This is a genomic window from Luteimonas cucumeris (assembly GCF_007830035.1).
Taxonomy (GTDB): domain Bacteria; phylum Pseudomonadota; class Gammaproteobacteria; order Xanthomonadales; family Xanthomonadaceae; genus Luteimonas_C; species Luteimonas_C cucumeris.
Genome location: NZ_VLKN01000001.1, coordinates 239,339 through 258,256 on the forward strand (window position 1 = coordinate 239,339; position 18,918 = coordinate 258,256).

Sequence of the window (18,918 nt, forward strand, 5' to 3'; positions counted from 1 at the left end):
GCTCAACCCATCCTACGGGTTGTTGCCAAGCAGGGTGGCGCGATAACTGACCGGGTCGAGCGTGCAGTTGGCCGCCACCGGGCCGGGCAGAATGAACATTTGTGGTTTGCGACGAAACGAAAAGAGGCGGTAAAGGTGGAATTTGTCCGCCTGTTCGCTTGAAAACCCAACCTCGTTCGGCGAGACAAAGAAAGGCGTCTCGGCCACATAGGCCGTCGTCTTCACTTCGATGAAACGCTCGCGGCCGTCGCCATCGAATGAAAGGATGTCATAGCCGGTGCCATCGCCCTTGTCCCTGGACACGTGCTCGATCCGGTTCGCCAATGCCTTCGCGCCGAGTTCGTGCAGGCGTCGTGCCTCGAATTCCATCACCAGCAGTTCCCCGGCAAGGCCCAGCGAACGGTTGCGGGATTCGCGTTCAAGGTAATCGCGCTTGATCGGGGTGCGTCGCACCCATTCCGCACGCTGGTCGTTGACGGAAATGTTCGTTCTCGGTACTTCCACGACGAAGTCCTGGAAATCGTCCAGCAAGGGCAGTTCGGCCGGCGTCTCGACGCTGCGGATCGCGACTTCATCCAGGATGCGGTCACGCTCCAGTGCGCGGCCAACCACATCCACGAGCAGGCGCTGGAAGTTGGGCAGTGGCTTGTATCCTGAAAGCGTCTGTGCGCCATAGAGGTTCAGGACGGCGCTGATGTTGCGGTGCTTGTATTCGATCGCCTGCAGGTTCCGGGCGGGCATCAGCTGCTGCAGCTTGCGGTTGTGCTCGGCCTTGTTGGGCCGTTGCCCCATTTCCTGCATGCGCAGCATCTGGAAGTACGTGCTGACCGTGGCTTCCACCTCGGCCTCTGTCCACGGCGAACCGGTTACACCATCGTCGATCGTCATGTTGCCCCCTTCGCTGGCCGTGCCCAGGATAGCGAATCGGACGCTCCAGGCCGTTGGGATGTCACCTAAGTGCCGATGGTGGCGATGTGCAATGGGTGTCGCGGCGCTCAACCCATCCTACGAAGCTGCATGGCTATTCCTTACGTCCTTTAGCGAGTCCGGGATTGGCCGGACGGTCCATGCTCCGCCGCGTTCCGTGCGGGCGGGTGCTGCAGTGCCGAGCGGATCGGCGAGGGAGCGGGCGGGAGTGTCGCAGGGGTGCGTGGATACGGGCAAGGTGGGATTGCTTCCACCGGGGCGTCGATACCGGTCGTCCATCAGGATTGGTCAATGAACGAAGCATCCGGAGGTGGAGGCGCGGGGCGATCGCTGCAGGCCATGTAGGGCGCAATAACCGAAGGGCATTGCGCCGCATGGCTGCCTCGGAGTTTGCGGCATTCGGCGCATTACGCCTTCGGCTGATGCGCCCTATGGGTGCTGGATGCGCGAACGTGTGCGGATCGTTGCTGCCTTACGGCACATCCCGGGGATACAGGACGAGCATGCGCCGCACCACGCCGTTGCTCCAGCCGAAGCCGTCCTGCAGCGGATATTCGCCACCGCCACCGCCGCGTGGGCCGTCGGCGTCGTACTTCTCGACCAGCTTGTGTTCGCGCGCGAACACGGCCTGCACGTTGTCGAGGAAGTTCGTGGCGATCTCCTGCGCCAACGCATCGTGGCCGTAGTCGCGCAGGCCGGACACGGCGATCCATTGCAGCGGCGCCCAAACGTTGGGCGCATCCCATTGCTGGCCGGTTTCCACGGTGGTCGTTGTCAGGCCGCCGGGACGCAGCAGTTCGCGGCGCACGGCTTTGGCGGTGCTGGCGGCGCGTTCGGGCGAGGCGATGCCGGTGAACAACGGATACAGCGTGGCTGCGGTGAGTGCATCGCGTCGCTGCCCGCGCCGCCAGTCATGGTCGGTGTAGTAGCCACGCGGATGCCACAGATGCGTCTCGATCGCGAGCTTGCGGCGCGCGGCGCGGTCGCTGAACTCGCGCGTGCAGTTGGGCTGTGCATCCAGCGCGCAGATGCGGGCGATGGTGGTTTCCAGGTGATGCAGCAGGCTGTTGAGGTCGACCGGCACGATCGCGGTGGTGCGGATGGTTTCCAGGCGACGACCGTCGTCGAGCCAGCGGCTGGAGTAGTCCCAGCCGCTCTCGGCGCCGGCGCGCAGCTCGCGCCAGACTTCGTGCGGGGAACGCTGCGGCGCGGCGGCGGCGGTGGCGCTATCGTGCAGGAAGGCTTCCGGGCGCGGCGTGTCGCGGTCGTCCCAGTAGCAGTTGAGCAGGCTGCCGTCGCGCAGCCGCACCGCGCGGCGCGTCGCATCGCCGGGCGCGAGGGTTTCGCTGCCGGCCATCCAGAAGGCGTGTTCGCGCTTGAGTTGCGGCAGGTAGCGGCGCAGTACGTCATCGTCGCCATCGGCCACCAGTTCGACCATGTGCGAGAAGAACGGCGGCTGTGAGCGGCTGAGGTAGTAGCTGCGGTTGCCGTTGGGAATGTGGCCGTAGGTGTCGATCAGCCAGGCGAAGTTGTCGAGCATGCTGCGTGCCAGGTCGCGACGCCCGCTGTCGACGAGGCCGAGCATGGTGAAGTAGGAGTCCCAGTAGTAGATCTCGCGGAAACGGCCGCCCGGCACCACGTACTCGTGCGGCAGAGGCAACAGGCTGCCGTGCGGCGCGTCGGCGTCGTCGCTACGGGTGAGCAGCGGCCACAGCGCGTCGATATGCGCGCGCAGGTTGGGCTGCGGAGTGACCTGCGCGGTGTGCGCGGGCTGCGGCAACGCGAAGTGTTTGTCGACGAAACGGCGCAGGTCGAAGTCCGGCTGCGCGTGTTGCGCGAGGTATTCGCTGCGTATCGTTTCAGGCGCGGCCCGCGGGATGGCATCTGCGAACAGTTTCTGGTCGTCGAACAGCTGCGCTTCCTGCACCGCGGCGAACAGTTGTGGCCAGGCTTCGTCTGGTGGAACCGGCGGGACGGCACGCGTGCTGGAAGGCGCTTCCGGTGCAGGCGCCCGTTGCAGCTGCGGCGTGCAGGCACCGGCCAGCAGCGCCAGCAGCAGTGGGAGCAGGAACCGGAGCGGGCGCGGATCGCGCTGCATGCGGACAGCATACCCGTTGATATGAGCGCCCTTTGGGCGCTGTCAGGTGGCCATCCCATAAGATGGATGGCATGTCGAGGCTGCATCGCAATCTGGCCGCATCGATCGCAGCGCCGATCCGGCGCTGGGTGCTGGACGCGTTCCCGCGTGGGCAGAGCGGCATCGAATACGACGTGCCGTTGGGCGATCCGGGCCTGTTCGGACCGGATAGCGTCACCTGGCGTGTGCATGCCGAGTTTCCCGGCATGCTCGCCGGTGGATTGTGCGCGCTGATGTTGCAGGTATTGCATCCGCGTGCGCTGGCCGGCGTGTACGAACACTCCAGTTTTCGCGATGACCTCGTCGGCCGGCTGCGGCGCACCACCGCTTTCGTTGCCGGCACTACTTACGCGCCGCGTGTCGAGGCGGAGAAGCTGATCGCGCGCGTGGATGCGATCCACGCCAGGGTGCGCGGTGTGCTGGCCGATGGCAGCGCTTACGCAGCCGACGATCCGGAGCTGCTCACCTGGGTCCACGTGACCGAGGCCTACGGCTTCCTCGAAGGCTGCCGACGCTACTGCCGCGACATGTCCGAGGCCATGATCGACCGCTACTACGACGAGGCGCGGCGCGTGGCCGAGGCGCTCGGCGCGCGCGACGTGCCGGCGTCGCAGGCGCAGGTGCACGCGTATTTCGAACATGTGCGTCCGCAGCTGCGCGTGGATGCGCGCTCGCGCGAGGTGCTGGCCGTGCTCGGCGCGATCCGCTTGCCGGTGCCGATGGCCGGGGTGTCGCGCGACCTGTTCCTCGGGGCCGGCGCGGCGTTGTTGCCGGCATGGGCCTGTGAACTGCTCGGGCGCACGCCGCTGCAGCGCATGGGCGATAGCGCCGCCGCGCGTGCGCTGCATGCGCTGGCGCCGCTGTTCCGGGCGGCGTTGCCGGACGGCGTGGCACCGCGGGCCTGCCGGAGGGTGGGGATGGAACCTGAGATCCTGAACGAGTGGCCCGTGCAATCGGCCGCTGATACACCCTAGAAGGACTGTCCATTCGCGCGAGGGCCGGCATTTCGCAGATGGAATGCAGCAGGTCGCCATGGGCGCTCGCGTGAAATGCTGCAATGCACAATAATATGTTCCTTGATGGATGCCATTTCCGCACACCCCGTTGCCCCGACCCTTCGGCTCGCACCGCGCCACGTGACGCTGGTGCTGTTCGCGCTGGCGATGGGCGGCTTCGCCATCGGCACCAGCGAGTTCGCGGTGATGGGCTTGATGCCGGACATCGCGCGCGGGCTGGGGATCAGCGAGCCGCAGGTCGGGAACGTGATCAGCGCCTACGCGCTGGGCGTGGTGGTCGGGGCGCCGTTGCTGGCGATCCTCGGCGCGCGGCTGCGGCGGCGCACGTTGCTGCTGGTCCTGATGGCGTTCTATGCGCTGGGCAACATCGCCAGCGCGCTGTCGCCGAGCTACCACGCGATGCTGCTGTTCCGTTTCATCGCCGGCCTGCCGCATGGCGCCTACTTCGGCGTGGCGGCGCTGGTGGCGGCGTCGATCAGTCCGCCGGAGCAGCGTGGCGTGGCGGTCAGCCGGGTGCTGTTGGGATTGGCGATCGCCTTGCTGGTCGGCAATCCGCTGGCGACGTGGCTGGGACAGGTGTTCGAGTGGCGCGTGGCATTCGCGCTGGTCGCGGTGATCGCGACGCTGACGGTGCTGATGATCGCGCGCACGCTGCCGCCGGATCCGGCCGAGGCGCCGCAGGACGTGATGCGCGAACTGCGCGATTTCAACCGCAGGCCGGTGTGGCTGGCACTGGGCATCGGCGCGATCGGTTTTGCCGGCATGTTCTGCGTCTTCAGCTATCTGGCGCCGACGCTGGTACACGTGACCGGCGTGTCGGAGGCGTGGGTGCCGTTTGCGCTGGTGGCATTCGGCGTCGGCGGCATCCTCGGCAACCTGGGCGGCGGCTGGCTGTTCGACCGCCTGCAGTTCCGTGCGGTACCGGTGTTGCTGCTGTGGTCGGTGTTGCTGCTGCTGGTGTTTCCATTCGCCGCGCATTCGCCGTGGGCGGTGCTGCCGGCGGTGGTCGCCGTCGGCACGATGGGCGCGCTGGCGCCGGTGCTGCAGGCGCACCTCATGGATGTCGCCAAGGGCGCGCAGACGCTGGCGGCGGCCTCGAACCATTCCGCGTTCAACGCGGCCAATGCGCTCGGACCCTGGCTGGGCGGCATAGCGATCACCGCCGGCCACGGCTGGACCTCGACCGGCTACGTCGGCGCGGTCACCGCGATAGGTGGTTTGCTGTTATATGCGTGGGCCAGTCGCGATGCGCGGCGGCTGCAGCTTTGCGAGGCGCAATAGGCGAAGCACGCTGCGTGGTTGGTTTTCCTGGGCGTGGATGGGTGCCACCTGCGATTCGCAGGGCGCAATAAGCGAAGCGCATTGCGCCGCAGGGGTTGCGTGGCGATTGGGTTCGGCGCATTACGCCTGCGGCTAATGCGCCCTACATGTCCGGTAATCGTGATGGGCGGCGACATTGGCCGCCGGCGCCGTGCGATCGCGTAACCAGCAACGTGTGCGCCGGGCGTATCCTGCGGTCGGGCCGGCTGCCAGGGCGGTAATGAAGCAGAGCGTCCGCTATGTCGTCAGCAACGATCAGGTCCAGCTCGCCTGGGCCGAGATCGGGCGCGGGCCGCCGCTGGTCAAGGCGGCGACCTGGCTGACCCACCTGCAGTACGACCTGGACAGTCCGGTCTGGGCGCATTGGGTGCGTTTCCTGGGCGAACACTTCCGCTACATCCGCTACGACGAGCGTGGCTGCGGCATGTCCGACTGGAATGCCGGCGAGCTGGCGCTGCCGCGCTGGGTCGAGGACCTGGAAACGGTGATCGATGCGGCCGGCATCGACCGGCCGGTCGCGCTGCTGGGCATCAGCCAGGGCGCGGCGACCGCGATCCGCTATGCGGTGCGGCATCCGCGCCGCGTCTCGCACCTGATCTTGTACGGCGGCTACGCGGTCGGCGGACTGCGCGACGACGATCCGGCGCGCGCCGCGCTGTTCCGCGCGGTGATGGAGGTGGCGGCACTGGGCTGGGGCAGCGACAACCCGGCGTTCCGGCGACTATTCGCGGAACGCTTCGTGCCCGAAGGCAGCGCCGAGCAGCTGGCGTGGTTCAACGAACTGTGCCGGCGCACCACCTCGTCGGCGAATGCGGCCGCGCTGCTGCAGGCACGCGGCAACATCGACGTGCGCGACCAGCTCGAACAGGTGCGGGTGCCGACCCTGGTGCTGCATGCCGGCCGCGACCAGGTCGCGCCGCTGGCGCAGGGCCGATTGCTGGCCAGCCGCATTCCCGGTGCACGCTTCATCCAGCTGGATTCGTGCAACCACGTGCTGCTGGAACACGAACCGGCCTGGCGCGAATTCCAGGATGCGGTGCTGTCCTTCACCGGACTGGCGCGGCGCGATGCGCGTGCCGACGCCGGCAGCCCGGCACGCAGCGCGGTGCTGACCGCGCGCGAGCGTGCGGTGCTGTCGCTGCTGTGCGAGGGCCGCAGCAATGCGCAGATCGGCTGGCAGCTGGGCATCGCCGAGAAGACCGTGCGCAACCACGTCTCCAGCCTGTACCGGAAGCTGGGCGTGCGCAGCCGCGCCGAGGCCATCGTGCGCGTGCACGGACGGCGCGACGCTTCGTAGGATGGTTTGAGCCGAAGGCGATACCCATCAGGGAGGCTGCTCGATCGAACAAGTTCGGGCCATGGGCGCGGTGCGTCCAACCGGGACATTTGTCCCGGTTCGCGCAAAAACCTCGGCGAAAACCGGGACAAGGTTCCCATCGCGGCGGCCGGCGCCGCGGCGCAGGCTTGCGTCGTCTCTTTGATGAGGATCGAGCGATGTTCCGTGTCTTCGCCTTACTGTACGGCACCGCGAGCTATGCGGTATTCCTGCTGGCGTTCCTGTATGCGATCGGATTCGTCTCAGGCGTGGCGGTCCCCAAGCACGTCGACAACGGCACGCCGACCGCGTTGCCGTTGGCGCTGGCCATCAACCTCGCCCTGCTCTCGCTGTTCGCGGTGCAGCACAGCGGCATGGCGCGGCCCGCGTTCAAGCGCTGGTTCACGCGCTACGTGCCGGCGTCGATCGAGCGCAGTACCTTCGTGCTGGCCAGCAGCCTGGTGCTGGTGCTGCTGTACTGGCAGTGGCGGCCATTGCCGGCGCTGGTCTGGAACGTCGAGTCCGAAGCCGCGCGCTGGCTGCTGCACGGCCTGGCCGCATTGGGCTGGGTGCTGGTGCTGGCCAGCACGTTCCTGATCGATCATTTCGATCTGTTCGGACTGCGCCAGACGTGGCGCGCCGCACTCGGTCGCGGGCCGACGCCGGCCGCGCCATTCGTGACGCGCGCGCTGTACCGCATCGTGCGCCACCCGATCATGCTCGGCTTCCTGATCGCGTTCTGGGCGACGCCGACGATGACCATGGGCCACCTGCTGTTCGCGCTGGTGACCACCGGTTACATCCTGGTCGCGGTGAAGTACCTGGAAGAACGCGACCTGGTCGCGCAATACGGCGACACCTACCGCGACTACCAGCGCCGCGTGCCGATGCTGCTGCCGTGGCGGCGTCCGCGCGCTGGTACGCAACCGGTGTCCGCGCGCCAACCGGGATCGGTGTAGAGCGAAACCGCGCAGCAGCGTAGGGCGCAATAAGCGAAAGCGCATTGCGCCGCAGGCATGGTTTTCAGCGATTGCATGTGGCGCATTACGCCTTCGGCGAATGCGCCCTACGTTATTTGCCGAGCGCGAGTTCTTCCTCGATGGCGGCGAAGGCGGAATGCTTGCCGGGCTCAGCATCGGGCAGGCCGGTGGCGAAATAGGTGACGCCGGTGCCGGCCTTGCGGTCGACCCACAGTCCGGATAGCACGCCGTACGCGGAACCGGAGTGGCCGACGCGGGCGATGCCGTCGCCGAAAGGATCGTCGCGGCAACCGTCTCGCGGCGTGGCCAGCGTCTGCGTGGCCAGACCGTAGCGGCACGTGGCGCCGCGCTCGGCCTGGCTGCTGGCGTCTTCTTCGGCGGTCAGACCGTTGCCGGGCGCGTAGGTCCACACCGGCTGCAGCAGTGTCTGCACCGATTCCGGCTTGAGCAGGCGCACGCCATCGACTTCGCCATCGCCCAGCAGCAGGCGTCCGACTTTCGCCAGACCGTTCGCCGAGATGCGCAGTCCACCCTGCGGCGAAAACAGCGAGCCATTCGCACCGGCACGCCACTGCGACAGGTCGCAGCTGCCGTCGCGCGCGGTGTTGACCGGGCAATCCGGCCTGCGGCCGTGATGGTCGTCGCGCACCGGTTTGCGCTCGGCGTCGTATTGCACGACCGCGCGCGCGGCGGTGGCATCGTCGCAGCTGGCCCAGTTGAAGCAGGCCTCGACATGCAGCGGCTTCAGCACCAGCCGATCCATCAGCAGGTCGAAGCGTTCGCCGGTAGCCTTTTCCATCACCGCGGCGACCAGCGGGAAATTGAGATTGGTGTAGCGGAAGAACGTGCCCGGCGCATGCGCCGTGTCCCAGGCGCGCGGATCGTCGAGGATGTCCTGCACCTTGCCGTCCAGTGGCACCGCGTAATAACCAGCCGCGTCGGTCAGGCTGGAGCGATGCGACAGCAGCAGGCGCAGCGTGATCGGCGTGTCCAGATGCGCGGGATTGCGCAGCCGGAAACCGAGCAGTTCCGATACGTCGGCATCGAGGTCGAGCTTGCCGGCTTCGACCAGTCGCATCACGCCGATCGCGGTGACCAGCTTGGAAATCGAGGCGATCCGCACCGGGTCGTCCGCCGTGATCCTGCGCGCAGCGGCGACATCGGCCAGGCCTTCGACCTGTGTCGCGGTGATGCCTTCGCGGTCGAAGGCGACGCGCGTGGTGGCCACCGGTTCGGCGGCGATGACGCCGCCGGCAGCGGCCGAGGTGAGCAGCAGCAGGCAGGAACACAGGTGTTGCAGCATGGGCGGGCTCCGCAGCGTGACAGGACGGCAGCGTAACCCGGACATGCGTTGCCGGCACCGCACGAGCGGTCAGGAAGGTTCTGGTATGGTCTGATCGTCTCTCGCCCTTCGCCCGTTCGCGGCAGGCGCCCGCGATCACCCGATCGCTTCTTTCCGAGGTTCCCGAATCATGGCCCACACCCACGCACCGGGGCTGGTGCTTCACATGTATCCCGAAGTTCTGCTCAAATTCGGTGCCAGCCATACGGTCGAGCCGCAGGATGCGGTCGCCGCGCAACACTATTTCGTGTGCCTGTCCGCCGATGCCAGCGAAGGCCTGTGGACGCCGCTGTACCAGACCCGTGGCGACCATCGCCTGGCGATTCCCGAAGCCGCCAAGGCCGGACATGCGCGATGGACGCGCGGCACGTCGTACTACGATCCGGACGAGTTGTGGCGGATTCCGCACAAGGCCGCGCAACGTGGCGCGGCGGCGGCAATGGACCAGTCCGGGCCGAAATCGGCGAACACCGTGGCGCTGCCGTCGGTACCCAGCCGTGCGCAGTTTCCTTCGGACACGGCGTTCCGCGGTACTGCGCACGACCGCGGGTTGGGCTGAGCGGCGGGCTTCGGCCCGGCATCTCCCGCATGGATGGCGGCGGCGGCCGTCAAGCTGACATCAATGCGTCGTAGCGGCGCTGCATTTCCTCGGGACTGACTTCTTCGATGCTGTGCCCGATCAGCCAGCGATGGCCGAACGGATCGAACACGCTGCCGCCGCGCTCGCCGTAGAACGCATCGCTCGGCGGTCGATCCATGCGTGCACCGGCGGCGACGGCGCGCTCGATGGCGGCGTCGGCATCGTCGACGTGCAGGTGGATGGTCACCGATGACGGCGCGCCGGGCTGCGGTGCGGCGATGCCGCATTCCGGATACTCGTCGCACAGCATCACCGTGGTGCCGCTGAAATCCAGCTCGGCGTGGCCGATGCGGCCGCCGGGTTCGGTGAGGCGGAATTTTTCCGTCGCACCGAAGGCGCGGATGTAGAAATCGATGGCGCGCGCCGAATCCGCGACGCAGAGGTAGGCGAAGACTTCGTGGATGGCCATGGCGGTGTCCTCAGGGTGGGCAGGGCGGACGATAGCGCGGCGGTGGTGGGCGGTCTTGTAGAAAACGGCGGCCATCCGATCCAGCCATGGCAAGTGCCATCGGCGCACGTCGCCGGCGATTGGCGGCAGTTGGACATTTGTCCATACTGGCTGCGTGCGCGTCGTCAGGGGGAAAAGCGACGGAGCTGCTGTCACGCGCGCGCCATCACATCTCAACGGAGAGAGATTCGACTCATGAAATACCGATCACTACTGGCCGTTTCGCTGCTGCTGGCGGCAGGTCCCGCCCTGGCTACCAGTTGCGAGGAAAGTTTCGCCAAGAAGGGCAATCCGTTCACCGGGACCACGTATTCGGCGTGGGTGAGCCTGCCCGACCTCAGCGTCAAAAGCGCGATCGGCCAGATGCATGTGGTCGCCAAGGAAGCGGGGATGGACATTCTCAGCGAGGATGCCGATGCCGGCTCCATGCTGATCGAAGAGCCCGAGACCATGGCCCACAAGCCCCTGCCGATGATCATCAGCGCCGCCAACGAAGGCGGCGTGGGCACGGTCACGATGCTGCTCAAGCTCAACAAGGGCGCCTTCGCCAGTGGCGACGGCGTGCGCACCGAGATGTGCAAGATGCTTGCCCAGCTCAAGCCCGGTACCGCGGGCGACCAGTTCGCCGGCAAGCAGATCGCGGTTGCGCCTACTGCCATCGCCGCCGGCAAACTGGGATTCCAGCTCGAGAACCAGGCCAAGGACAATCTCGCGGCGATCGAACCCCGCTACAAGGACAAGCAGTTCATCATCAGCGGCAGGGTCAACGGCCCGGTGCTCAAGAGCGGCGGTACCTACAACATGGGTTTCGAACTGTATGACGGTGACCGATACGGCCAGGTCGCCATCAGCTGCGCCTTCGCGGCCAACCAGGCGGCCTACGCGCTGACGTTGAAGCCGAGGGAAAAGGTCGCTTTGTCCGGAACCTTCGATCACTTCGACCAGATCGGGCGTGTGTTCTGGCTGAAGGAATGTCGCGGCAGCTGAAACCAGGCTGCCGCAAGCGGGTGATGCGACATGAAGCCGCATCCGCCTGAGATCTACTGACGCCCGGCCAGCCGGGCGTCGTTTTTCGGGGCGAAAAGGCACTGCCGTCGCCGTGTCATGTACCGACGTACAGCCGATGCGGGTGGCGAACCGCAGTACGACACGGGGTGGGTGACTGCTGCGTGGAAACCGGCAGGCGTCGACTTTTCAAAAGCCCGGCTTTGCCCCGATGATGAAACCGCTCCTTACCGATCGGGGATCCCCATGCGCCATCTGTTGCTGTTCTGTCTTGCCCTCGTGTTCACGCCGCCGGTGTTCGCCGCCGGCACGACGACGGACGCCGAGCTGTTGTCCATCGATGCGTCCTGGAACGACCTGCGGCTGAAGTCCGATGTCGCGGCATTGCAGCGGTTGATCGCCGACGACTGGCTGCTGACGCATTCCGACGGTCGCACCCAGGACAAGGCGGACTATCTGGGCGAACTGCGTACCCGCAGCCGCACCAACCAGGGCATAGACAACGAGGACGTGGTGCTGCGTCGCTACGGCGACACGGCTGTGGTCACCGGCACCAGCGTGCAGTCGGGCATCAGCAACGGTAAGCCGTGGCACGGCCGTTTTCGCTTCACCCGCGTGTGGGTGCTGCGCGAGGATCGCTGGCAGATGGTGGCGTCGCATTCGTCGCGGGTCGCGGAGTAGCGGTCGACTGCGCGTTTGTTAGCCATCAGGGCGCGAAGTGGGGTGCATTGCGCCGCAGTGTTGAAGCGATTGGCGTTCGGTGCATGACGCCCTGTGATGATTATGCTGCGGCTTGCAGATGCCTTGGGACTGTCATCCCTGCGTCCTTCGACAAGCTCAGATGAGCGAGGCGGGACCAGCGACTCTTTTTTGCTCGTCATCCCGGCGCAAGCCGGGATCCAGGCTTTGCTCCTGCTTTTGGAGGTTGCACAGCGTTTGCCGACCTTCCAGGTCGGTTTATTCCGCCCGCTGCCGCGTGCGGGTTACTTTCTCTTGAAAGGCCAAGAGAAAGTAACCAAAGAGAAGGCCCTTCCCCGACAAGTCAATCCGGCCAGTGGGGTGGTGGCTCGAGATTTTCCGACTCGCCCTCCTGGCTCGGTCGGAAAACGGCGGCCATCCATGGCCGCAGCCCTTCGGGTCTATGGGTAGCCCGGATCGCCGCTAGTTCGTGCCAACAGCCAAAGCCAAAGCAATCGTCAGGCTGCGAAGGACAACTAAACGCTGCAATCAAATTTCAGGCGAGAACAAGAACTCCGGCAGCGAAGAAAGCAGCACCGCACTAGCACCCGTTAAGTGCGACATCCGCCAATCCGGCTTCGGGCCTTTTCTTTGGTTACTTTCTTTGGGCCAGCAAAGAAAGTGACCCGCACGCGGCAGCGGGCGGAAAGGCCGACCCGAAAGGGTCGGGAACTTGCGTCGTTGCTGCAATCGCTCCCCACTCTTGCCACAAACCGCAAACCGCACAGCTTTCGCTCGCTGCGCGTGTGAACGTGGGTGCCTTCTTTAGTTTGCGCGAGGACGATCGCCGAGGCCGTTACACGCCGACCTGGCGTCGCACGGCATCCAGGTCACGCACCGCGCGCACTTCCACGCTGCCGGTGCTCGCCCATGGAAACCGCGAGGCGATCTCCACTGCCTGTTCCAGGCTGTCGGCTTCGATCAGGTTGAAGCCGCCGAGGATCTCCTTGGTCTCGGCGAACGGGCCGTCGACCACGGTGGTGCGGCCGTTGCGGATGCGCACCGTGCGCGCGGCGCTGGCCGCTTCCAGTTGCTGTGAGTCGAGCAGCTGGCCACGGGCGCGAAGCTGGTCGGCGTGGGCGAAGCAGTTGCGCATCATCGTGTCGGCTTCGCCTTCGGGTAGTGCTTCGAGCAGCGAATCGTCGTTGTAGATCAAGGCGAGGAACTGCATGGCGTTCTCCGGCAAAGGGCGTACACAACTAATCCCGCCGGCGTTGCCGGTCAAGTCGGCAGCGCCTGAACGGATGCTGACAGGAGCGTAAAGGTTGCACGAATTCGTGGCTTGGCCATCGGTCCCGATGACCTCCAGCACGCGTCATGGCGGTGCGCGCGCCGTAACTTGTGCGCGCCGCCCCGCCGCGTGCGGGGCGGCTACCCCACTGGACATCACGAAACGAGAGCCGACATGACTTCCGTAATCCGCAAGACGCTCAGGAATTCCACCCTGGCCCTGGTCGCAGCATTGGGCTTCGCCGCAACCGCGCAGGCGCAGCAGGCGTCCGGCAACATCATGGGCGATGCCGTGGCTGGCGACACCATCGTCGCGCACAACGAGGCGATCGGGTTCCGTCGCGAGCTGACCGTCGACAAGGACGGCCGCTACAACATGCGCCGCCTGCCGCTCGGCGTTTACGTAGTTACGGTCAAGCATGCCGATGGCAGCCAGACCGCGCCGCCGAAGCAGGTCCGGGTGCAGCCAGGCGTCACCGCGCGCGTGCAGTGACACGCCGATCGCACATCGGTTGATCGCGACGAGGCCGGCATTCGCCGGCCTTGTTCGTTATGGATGTGAGCATGCATTCCGAAGATGTCGGCGCGAAGCCCACGCAAGAGGTTTCCGGCGGGCTGCCTAGACCTTCCCATGTCGCGACAGCAGCACCGCGATCGGCCGCGTGCCCGGGAATTCGGACAGGATCATCACCAGGCAGGCAGTCATCGGTACGGCCAGGAACGCGCCGGGGATGCCCCACAGCGTCGCCCACACCGCCAGGCTCACCAGGATCACCAGCGGGCTGAGGTTGAGCGACTGGCCCATCACGTACGGGTCGAGGAAGTGGCCGGTGAAGAACTGCGCGACCGACAGTGCGATCAGCACACTCATGACCGGACCCGGATCGGCGAACTGCAGCATCGCGAACAGCACCGGAAATGCCACGCTCAATACCGTGCCGATATAGGGAATGTAGTTGAGCGTCGCCGCCAGCACGGCCCAGAACGCGGCGAACTCGACGCCGAACAGCGCCAGGATCGCCCACGTCACCAGTCCTGTGATGATGTTGATCAGCGTCTTCAGCGCCAGGTAGGCGCCGATGCGCGTGTTGATGCCGGTGAGCAGCTGGCGGACGCGCGCGACCTGTGCGGGGTCGCTCGACAGGTTGTCGATCTTGGCCGGCAGCGCGGCGCGCTCGACCAGCATGAAGGCAACGTACAGCACCACCACCACCAGTCCGGCGACCAGGCTCGTGAGCAGCAGCGCGGTAGAGCCGAGCAGGCGTTGCAGGTTGATGTACGACAGTGCGTCGCGGCGCAGGCTGGCCCAGGTCGGCTCCGATTCCATGCCCAGCGCGACCGCGCCCTGCTGTATCAGCGCCAGCAGGTCGCCGAGGTACTCCGGCGCACGCGCCACCACCGCGCCGATCTGCGAGATGAAAAGCAGCGCGAAACCGAACAGCAGCACGCCGATCGCCAGCACCGATACCGCATAGCGCAGCGCCAGCGGCAAGGCGGGGCCGAGCCCAGGAATCCTTTCCAGCAGTCGGGTCAGACCGAAGATCACGTATGCCAGCAGTACGCTGAAGATGATCGGCACGAAGATGCCCTGGCCGATGTACAGCACCCAGCCGACGATCAGCGCGAACACGAGGCCATAAACGATGGACTGGAGTCGATGGTTCATGGCGTCCTGCATCGATATGCGAAAGGGCGCGGCGGCTGCCGCGGTGCGCCGGTCCATGATGCCGCATCGTCCATGCAGGACGTGCGGCGGTCGCTGCGGCCTATGACGCGGTATCGAGGAAGTAGGGCTCGACCGTACCCTTGACCTTGACCGTCATCGGATTGCCGCGGCGGTCGAGGGTCTTGCCGAACGGCAGGCGCACCCAGCCTTCGCTGACGCAGTATTCCTCGACGTTCTTCTTTTCCTCGCCGTTGAAGCGGATGCCGATGCCGCGCGCGAGCACGGCGGCATCATGGAATGGGCTGCGCTCATCGGTGGCGAGGCGGTCGGGCGGGGTGTCGGACATGTTCGTCTCCGGCAGCATTGGAACTGCCGTACAGGATAGCGTCTGTGCGTCCGGTGGCGCCAAACCGCCTGCAGAAGCCGCCCGCTCAATCGGCCGGCGCGGATTCCGCGCCACCGCGCTGCAGCGGATCGGGCAGAGCCTCGCCGCTCGGCGTGAAGCCCAGCGACACCGAATTGAGGCAATGGCGCTCGCCGGTCGGCGGCGGGCCGTCCGGGAACACGTGGCCCAGATGGCTGCCGCAGCGTGCGCAGACGATCTCGGTGCGGACCATGCCGTGGCTGCTGTCGCGGATCGTGCGCACGTGCGTCGCGTCGTAGGGCTGGAAGAAACTCGGCCAGCCGGTGCCGGATTCGAACTTCGCGCTGGAGCGGAACAGCGGCAGCCCGCAGAAGCGACAGGTGTAGACCCCATCGCGCTTGTTGTCGAGGAACACGCCGCAGAACGGCGCCTCGGTGCCGTGCGCGAGCAGCACATGGCGTTCCTCGTCGCTGAGCGCGGCGTCGAGCGCGCGGCGCTGCGTGTCGGTCGGTGGAGTCAGGTCGAAGGCGGTCATGGCGTTTCCTCGCGGGCCTGCCAGCAAGGTGCGCCCGCGACGCTGGCGATTCAAGGCGTGTCGATTGCTTGGCGTCAACAGGATAGCGCGACCGCGTGCTCAGTCGCTTTCTCGGCGACCCTGCGCCTTGGCTCTGCGGATCACCGCGCGCACGAGTTCGCGATCGGTATGGCGCGAGATGGCGACGGCGCCGAGCGCGATCGCCTGTTCGCGCAAGGCGGCGTTGACGTCGTAATGCGCGCCGCTGGTCTTGTCCTGGAAAGCACGCCGCGGCAGGCCGAGTCGGGCGGCGAAGGCATGCAGTTCCGCCAGCGTATCGGCCATCAGGTGCGCCCAGCGCTGGCCGCGCCACAGGGTGACGGCGTCGTCGACGTAAACGGTCATGGATGGATTGCGGCTTCGCGCGGGACGTGACGGACCATGAGCAAGGATAGCGGCCAACGATGCCTGGTGCGTTCGAGCCTGCGACTTGCGTGCGCGATTCATGTCCGCCGCGTTAAGCGTACGTGTAGCCGCTGTGGCTGTCGTTCACGCGATGTTGTTCCCGCGCGGCAAAGACTCGGGCCTCGGCAAGTGAAGGAGGCTGACATGAAGAAGATCGCTGCACTGACCCTCGCGCTGCTGTGCGCCACCGGCACCGTCTGGGCGCAGGAATCGATGACCGCGCCGCAGGTGCGCGCCAAACTTACCGAGCAGGGCTACACCAGGATCAACGACGTCAAGTTCGAGGACGGCGTATGGAAGGCCGATGCGCGCAGCGCCAACGGCAACCGGGTCGACGTGCGCATCGATCCGGCCACCGGCACGGTCTACCCGGACGAACAGATCGCCAACATGAGCGAAGCCGATGTCCGCGCCGCGCTGGCCACCGCCGGCTACACCAATGTGCACGATGTCGATTACGAGGATGGCATCTGGAACGCGGAAGCGGACGATCCGGCAGGCAAGGACGTGGAGGTCAAGATCGATCCGGCCACAGGCAAGGTGATCGGCAAGGAGAAGGATTGATTTGGCTTGCCGACTCGATGACGACGGGTGGAAATGGAACGGGCCGCATCATGCGGCCCGTTTTCTTCCATCGACCGGCGGGGGAAGTACCGCTCAACCGGCATCCCGGATCGCGATCTGGCCGGGTACGCCGCGTCCGGTCTGCAGGCTCATGCCGAGCAGGCTTTCGGCCATCTGCGACTGGTAGAAGTCGTTGGAGACGACGCGGTATACCTCTTCGGACGTCGTCGCGGCGGCGAGGCTCTCCTCCATGCCGAAGGCGACGACCGGGTCGCGATCGATCGCATCCAGCTTGTCCTGTCCCTGCAGTTCGCGGACGGAATCACGTGCCTGGTCGCGCAGCTGCATCAGCTCGGCGCTGCTGAAGCTCAGTTGCACGTGCTGGCCGCCGTCGAAGCTGCCGTACGAAGATGGCTGGCTGGCGTCGCCGTTGTACGCGTCGCTCAGGTACGACGTCAACGCCGGATCATAGTTGCCCAGCACCACGCGCCATTGCGTCTGCGCGTCGATCGGCTTGCCGTCGGCGCCGATGCTGAAGCTGACGTCGCTGACGTGGTTGTCGCCTAGTGCATAGGTGTTGCGCTGCTCGATGCTGCCGTCCTGCCAGGTGGTGCGGGTGACGGTCAGCTGGCTGTCGCTGCTGCCGCCGATTTCCAGTCCGCCGAGCTGGACGCCGATGAAACTGGCGTGCTCGCCGGTGTAGATGCTGGTGGTGCCGGCCTGCGGCACGCCGGGCGGGGTCCAGTCCGGGACGCGGCCACTGCTCATGAACTGCTGGTAGGCGGCCTGGCCTTCGCTGGTGGATAGGTCGATGCGCGCGATCGACATGTCCTGGGTTTCGGATTTGTATTCGCTGGCGATGCCGATCGCCGCCGTGCCCTGTCGGCCGAGGCCGAGGAACATCTCGTTCTCGACCGTCTGCACCGGCCCGGCATAGACCTCGACCATCGAGCCTTCGAGGCGGCGCACGCCGAAGCCGAGGCCATCGAGTTCGGTATGCGTGCCGCCGGCGGTGAAGGCCTTGTACGACGCCTCCCAGGTCGAACCTTCCAGGCTCTGGCCGCGGATCAGCACCGAAGTGCCGGTTGGCATGTCGAGCGGAGCGAGTGGATTCGGCGCGGCTTCGAGTTCGCCGTCGGCGAGTTGCGCACCCTGCTGCGGCGTCACCACCGCTTCGTAGGTCAAACGCGCGCCGCTGAATTCATGGTACGAGCCCGATACCGGCAGGCCGCGGACGATGCGGCTGAGCACCGGCGAACTGTCCGACAGCGCCCTCACCGACTCCGGCAGCTGGCCGAGCCGGTCCGCCCACTTGTACAGAGTGCCGATCGGCGTGCGACCGAAGTCGATGCCGGCCTCGCCCTGAGTCTGCACCGACATCCGGAATTGCTGGGTCTGCTCGAAATTGACGCCGGTCTGCACGTCCGACAGTTCCACCTTTCCTTCGACGGTGACGCCCGCCTCGCCGCGGACCGGAATGAACGACGGCGTGCTGATCCCGCCGGCGCCGGTGTTGTAGGTGACCTGCGAGCCGGGATTGATCAGCGTACCCAACATGTCGTCCGGCACCGTGGCGAGGATCTGATAGCCGGCGGCGATCTGGTCCGGCGTGGCATTGGCCGGCAACTCGACGCCGAGCAACGCCAGCGCGCCCTGCATCTGCGGCAGCGGCACCGATTGCGGGTCGGCGCTGGGCGGCGTGTCGGTGAGATAGGTCGGGATGCTGTTCGGCTGGGTGCCGGCCTCGTCGACGATGCGGCGCAGTTCCTGCACGTAGAGATTGCTGTCGAAATACTGCGTCGCCTGCCCGTATTCGTAGCTGGCGGTGGCGCCGTTGAGGCTGTCGTAGTCGCTGCGCTGCGGCGCCAGCCGGTCGAGTGCGGCCTGGGCGGCGTCGAGCCGCGTCTGGTTGTAGGTCTGCGCGCGGCTTTCGTACACCGAACTGGCGGCGTACGACGGCATGCCGGCCAGGTCGCTGTTGTCGGGCACCGGCATGGCATGGATGGCCTGCACCGCCTGCTGCGGCGTGGTGGCTTCGACCGGTGTGGTGGCGGCCAGCGTGACCGTGGGGGCGTCGTCGTTGTCGGCCTGGGGCTGCGCCTGCGCCTGGTAGGACTGGCGGATCGCCTGCCGGTCTTCCTCGGGCAGGCGGAAATAGGTCTGCGTGTTGACGCCGTAGATCTGGCCCATGGGTCGGCTCCGTTGCTTATCGGCCTGACGATAGGGGCGGTGCGTTGCCGCGGGAAC

At 66.4% G+C, this 18,918-nt stretch carries 19 protein-coding genes; 9 read left to right on the plus strand and 10 right to left on the minus strand.

Going from position 1 to position 18,918, the window contains the following annotated elements; genetic code table 11:
* Positions 1–12 precede the first annotated feature (12 nt).
* A complete protein-coding gene (locus tag IP90_RS01095; RefSeq protein ID WP_199753364.1) occupies positions 13–999 on the minus strand; it encodes a protein NO VEIN domain-containing protein in 987 nt (328 codons plus the stop codon).
* Positions 1,000–1,399: 400 nt separating this feature from the next.
* On the minus strand, positions 1,400–3,025 hold the full coding sequence (gene treA, locus IP90_RS01100) for an alpha,alpha-trehalase TreA (RefSeq protein ID WP_144897771.1): 1,626 nt from the start codon (positions 3,023–3,025) through the stop codon (positions 1,400–1,402).
* 71 nt (positions 3,026–3,096) lie between these two features.
* Here treA and IP90_RS01105 point away from each other — a divergent pair, with 71 nt between their 5' ends.
* The 4 genes from IP90_RS01105 (at position 3,097) to mddA (ending at position 7,674) form a co-directional block, all read left to right on the plus strand.
* Entirely contained in the window at positions 3,097–4,038 is a 942-nt protein-coding gene (locus IP90_RS01105; RefSeq protein ID WP_144897772.1) for an oxygenase MpaB family protein, read from the plus strand.
* 105 nt (positions 4,039–4,143) lie between these two features.
* Entirely contained in the window at positions 4,144–5,361 is a 1,218-nt protein-coding gene (locus IP90_RS01110) for an MFS transporter (RefSeq protein WP_144897773.1), read from the plus strand.
* 259 nt (positions 5,362–5,620) lie between these two features.
* Positions 5,621–6,697: an alpha/beta fold hydrolase gene (locus tag IP90_RS01115; protein WP_144897774.1), complete on the plus strand. Its 1,077-nt coding sequence runs from the start codon at positions 5,621–5,623 to the stop codon at positions 6,695–6,697.
* A 197-nt stretch (positions 6,698–6,894) separates the two neighbouring features.
* The gene (gene mddA, locus IP90_RS01120) at positions 6,895–7,674 is read left to right on the plus strand and encodes a methanethiol S-methyltransferase (RefSeq protein ID WP_144897775.1); all 780 of its coding nucleotides are present in this window, start codon (positions 6,895–6,897) and stop codon (positions 7,672–7,674) included.
* Between the two features lie 112 nt (positions 7,675–7,786).
* Here the strand turns inward: mddA and IP90_RS01125 are convergent, their stop codons facing one another.
* On the minus strand, positions 7,787–8,998 hold the full coding sequence (locus IP90_RS01125) for a serine hydrolase domain-containing protein (protein WP_144897776.1): 1,212 nt from the start codon (positions 8,996–8,998) through the stop codon (positions 7,787–7,789).
* Between the two features lie 205 nt (positions 8,999–9,203).
* On the opposite strand from IP90_RS01125, the gene IP90_RS01130 reads away from it, so the two are divergent.
* Positions 9,204–9,596 carry a hypothetical protein gene (locus IP90_RS01130; protein WP_144897777.1) on the plus strand — a complete coding sequence of 131 codons (393 nt, stop codon included), beginning with the start codon at positions 9,204–9,206 and terminating at the stop codon, positions 9,594–9,596.
* Positions 9,597–9,645: 49 nt separating this feature from the next.
* On the opposite strand, the gene IP90_RS01135 is transcribed toward IP90_RS01130, so the two are convergent.
* The gene (locus IP90_RS01135) at positions 9,646–10,086 is read right to left on the minus strand and encodes a VOC family protein (RefSeq protein WP_144897778.1); all 441 of its coding nucleotides are present in this window, start codon (positions 10,084–10,086) and stop codon (positions 9,646–9,648) included.
* Positions 10,087–10,320: 234 nt separating this feature from the next.
* Here IP90_RS01135 and IP90_RS01140 point away from each other — a divergent pair, with 234 nt between their 5' ends.
* Both IP90_RS01140 and IP90_RS01145 read left to right on the plus strand, forming a co-directional pair.
* Positions 10,321–11,112, plus strand: coding sequence for a hypothetical protein (locus IP90_RS01140; RefSeq protein WP_144897779.1), 792 nt, complete (start codon positions 10,321–10,323; stop codon positions 11,110–11,112).
* Between the two features lie 264 nt (positions 11,113–11,376).
* Positions 11,377–11,811 carry a nuclear transport factor 2 family protein gene (locus IP90_RS01145; protein ID WP_158635231.1) on the plus strand — a complete coding sequence of 145 codons (435 nt, stop codon included), beginning with the start codon at positions 11,377–11,379 and terminating at the stop codon, positions 11,809–11,811.
* Positions 11,812–12,664: 853 nt separating this feature from the next.
* Here the strand turns inward: IP90_RS01145 and IP90_RS01150 are convergent.
* Positions 12,665–13,039 (minus strand): YciI family protein, encoded by a 375-nt coding sequence (locus IP90_RS01150; protein WP_144897781.1) that lies wholly within the window; start codon positions 13,037–13,039, stop codon positions 12,665–12,667.
* A 234-nt stretch (positions 13,040–13,273) separates the two neighbouring features.
* Between IP90_RS01150 and IP90_RS01155 the strand changes: the two genes are divergently transcribed.
* Complete coding sequence (locus tag IP90_RS01155) at positions 13,274–13,591, plus strand: carboxypeptidase-like regulatory domain-containing protein (RefSeq protein WP_144897782.1); 318 nt, start codon at positions 13,274–13,276, stop codon at positions 13,589–13,591.
* Positions 13,592–13,717: 126 nt separating this feature from the next.
* Here the strand turns inward: IP90_RS01155 and IP90_RS01160 are convergent, their stop codons facing one another.
* The 4 genes from IP90_RS01160 to IP90_RS01175 form a co-directional block, all read right to left on the minus strand.
* The gene (locus IP90_RS01160; RefSeq protein WP_158635232.1) at positions 13,718–14,764 is read right to left on the minus strand and encodes an AI-2E family transporter; all 1,047 of its coding nucleotides are present in this window, start codon (positions 14,762–14,764) and stop codon (positions 13,718–13,720) included.
* Positions 14,765–14,864: 100 nt separating this feature from the next.
* On the minus strand, positions 14,865–15,110 hold the full coding sequence (locus tag IP90_RS01165) for a DUF3297 family protein (RefSeq protein ID WP_144897784.1): 246 nt from the start codon (positions 15,108–15,110) through the stop codon (positions 14,865–14,867).
* An 85-nt stretch (positions 15,111–15,195) separates the two neighbouring features.
* Positions 15,196–15,663 carry a peptide-methionine (R)-S-oxide reductase MsrB gene (msrB, locus tag IP90_RS01170; protein WP_144897785.1) on the minus strand — a complete coding sequence of 156 codons (468 nt, stop codon included), beginning with the start codon at positions 15,661–15,663 and terminating at the stop codon, positions 15,196–15,198.
* A gap of 99 nt (positions 15,664–15,762) precedes the next feature.
* Complete coding sequence (locus IP90_RS01175; RefSeq protein WP_144897786.1) at positions 15,763–16,047, minus strand: DUF4031 domain-containing protein; 285 nt, start codon at positions 16,045–16,047, stop codon at positions 15,763–15,765.
* A gap of 204 nt (positions 16,048–16,251) precedes the next feature.
* Here IP90_RS01175 and IP90_RS01180 point away from each other — a divergent pair, with 204 nt between their 5' ends.
* Positions 16,252–16,671 carry a PepSY domain-containing protein gene (locus IP90_RS01180; protein ID WP_144897787.1) on the plus strand — a complete coding sequence of 140 codons (420 nt, stop codon included), beginning with the start codon at positions 16,252–16,254 and terminating at the stop codon, positions 16,669–16,671.
* 93 nt (positions 16,672–16,764) lie between these two features.
* Here the strand turns inward: IP90_RS01180 and IP90_RS01185 are convergent, their stop codons facing one another.
* Complete coding sequence (locus IP90_RS01185; protein ID WP_144897788.1) at positions 16,765–18,861, minus strand: hypothetical protein; 2,097 nt, start codon at positions 18,859–18,861, stop codon at positions 16,765–16,767.
* Positions 18,862–18,918: the final 57 nt, after the last annotated feature.

What these genes read in the sequence shown, in the direction of transcription:
- IP90_RS01140 (WP_144897779.1), top strand. Translation starts at nt 10,321, where the DNA reads ATGAAATACCGATCACTACTGGCCGTTTCGCTGCTGCTGGCGGCAGGT.
- IP90_RS01115 (WP_144897774.1), top strand. Translation starts at nt 5,621, where the DNA reads ATGAAGCAGAGCGTCCGCTATGTCGTCAGCAACGATCAGGTCCAGCTC.
- IP90_RS01165 (WP_144897784.1), bottom strand. Translation starts at nt 15,110, where the DNA reads ATGTCCGACACCCCGCCCGACCGCCTCGCCACCGATGAGCGCAGCCCA.
- IP90_RS01135 (WP_144897778.1), bottom strand. Translation starts at nt 10,086, where the DNA reads ATGGCCATCCACGAAGTCTTCGCCTACCTCTGCGTCGCGGATTCGGCG.
- msrB (WP_144897785.1), bottom strand. Translation starts at nt 15,663, where the DNA reads ATGACCGCCTTCGACCTGACTCCACCGACCGACACGCAGCGCCGCGCG.
- IP90_RS01150 (WP_144897781.1), bottom strand. Translation starts at nt 13,039, where the DNA reads ATGCAGTTCCTCGCCTTGATCTACAACGACGATTCGCTGCTCGAAGCA.
- IP90_RS01130 (WP_144897777.1), top strand. Translation starts at nt 9,204, where the DNA reads ATGTATCCCGAAGTTCTGCTCAAATTCGGTGCCAGCCATACGGTCGAG.
- treA (WP_144897771.1), bottom strand. Translation starts at nt 3,025, where the DNA reads ATGCAGCGCGATCCGCGCCCGCTCCGGTTCCTGCTCCCACTGCTGCTG.
- IP90_RS01110 (WP_144897773.1), top strand. Translation starts at nt 4,144, where the DNA reads ATGGATGCCATTTCCGCACACCCCGTTGCCCCGACCCTTCGGCTCGCA.
- IP90_RS01185 (WP_144897788.1), bottom strand. Translation starts at nt 18,861, where the DNA reads ATGGGCCAGATCTACGGCGTCAACACGCAGACCTATTTCCGCCTGCCC.
- IP90_RS01105 (WP_144897772.1), top strand. Translation starts at nt 3,097, where the DNA reads ATGTCGAGGCTGCATCGCAATCTGGCCGCATCGATCGCAGCGCCGATC.
- IP90_RS01175 (WP_144897786.1), bottom strand. Translation starts at nt 16,047, where the DNA reads ATGACCGTTTACGTCGACGACGCCGTCACCCTGTGGCGCGGCCAGCGC.
- IP90_RS01145 (WP_158635231.1), top strand. Translation starts at nt 11,377, where the DNA reads ATGCGCCATCTGTTGCTGTTCTGTCTTGCCCTCGTGTTCACGCCGCCG.
- mddA (WP_144897775.1), top strand. Translation starts at nt 6,895, where the DNA reads ATGTTCCGTGTCTTCGCCTTACTGTACGGCACCGCGAGCTATGCGGTA.
- IP90_RS01160 (WP_158635232.1), bottom strand. Translation starts at nt 14,764, where the DNA reads ATGAACCATCGACTCCAGTCCATCGTTTATGGCCTCGTGTTCGCGCTG.
- IP90_RS01155 (WP_144897782.1), top strand. Translation starts at nt 13,274, where the DNA reads ATGACTTCCGTAATCCGCAAGACGCTCAGGAATTCCACCCTGGCCCTG.
- IP90_RS01125 (WP_144897776.1), bottom strand. Translation starts at nt 8,998, where the DNA reads ATGCTGCAACACCTGTGTTCCTGCCTGCTGCTGCTCACCTCGGCCGCT.
- IP90_RS01180 (WP_144897787.1), top strand. Translation starts at nt 16,252, where the DNA reads ATGAAGAAGATCGCTGCACTGACCCTCGCGCTGCTGTGCGCCACCGGC.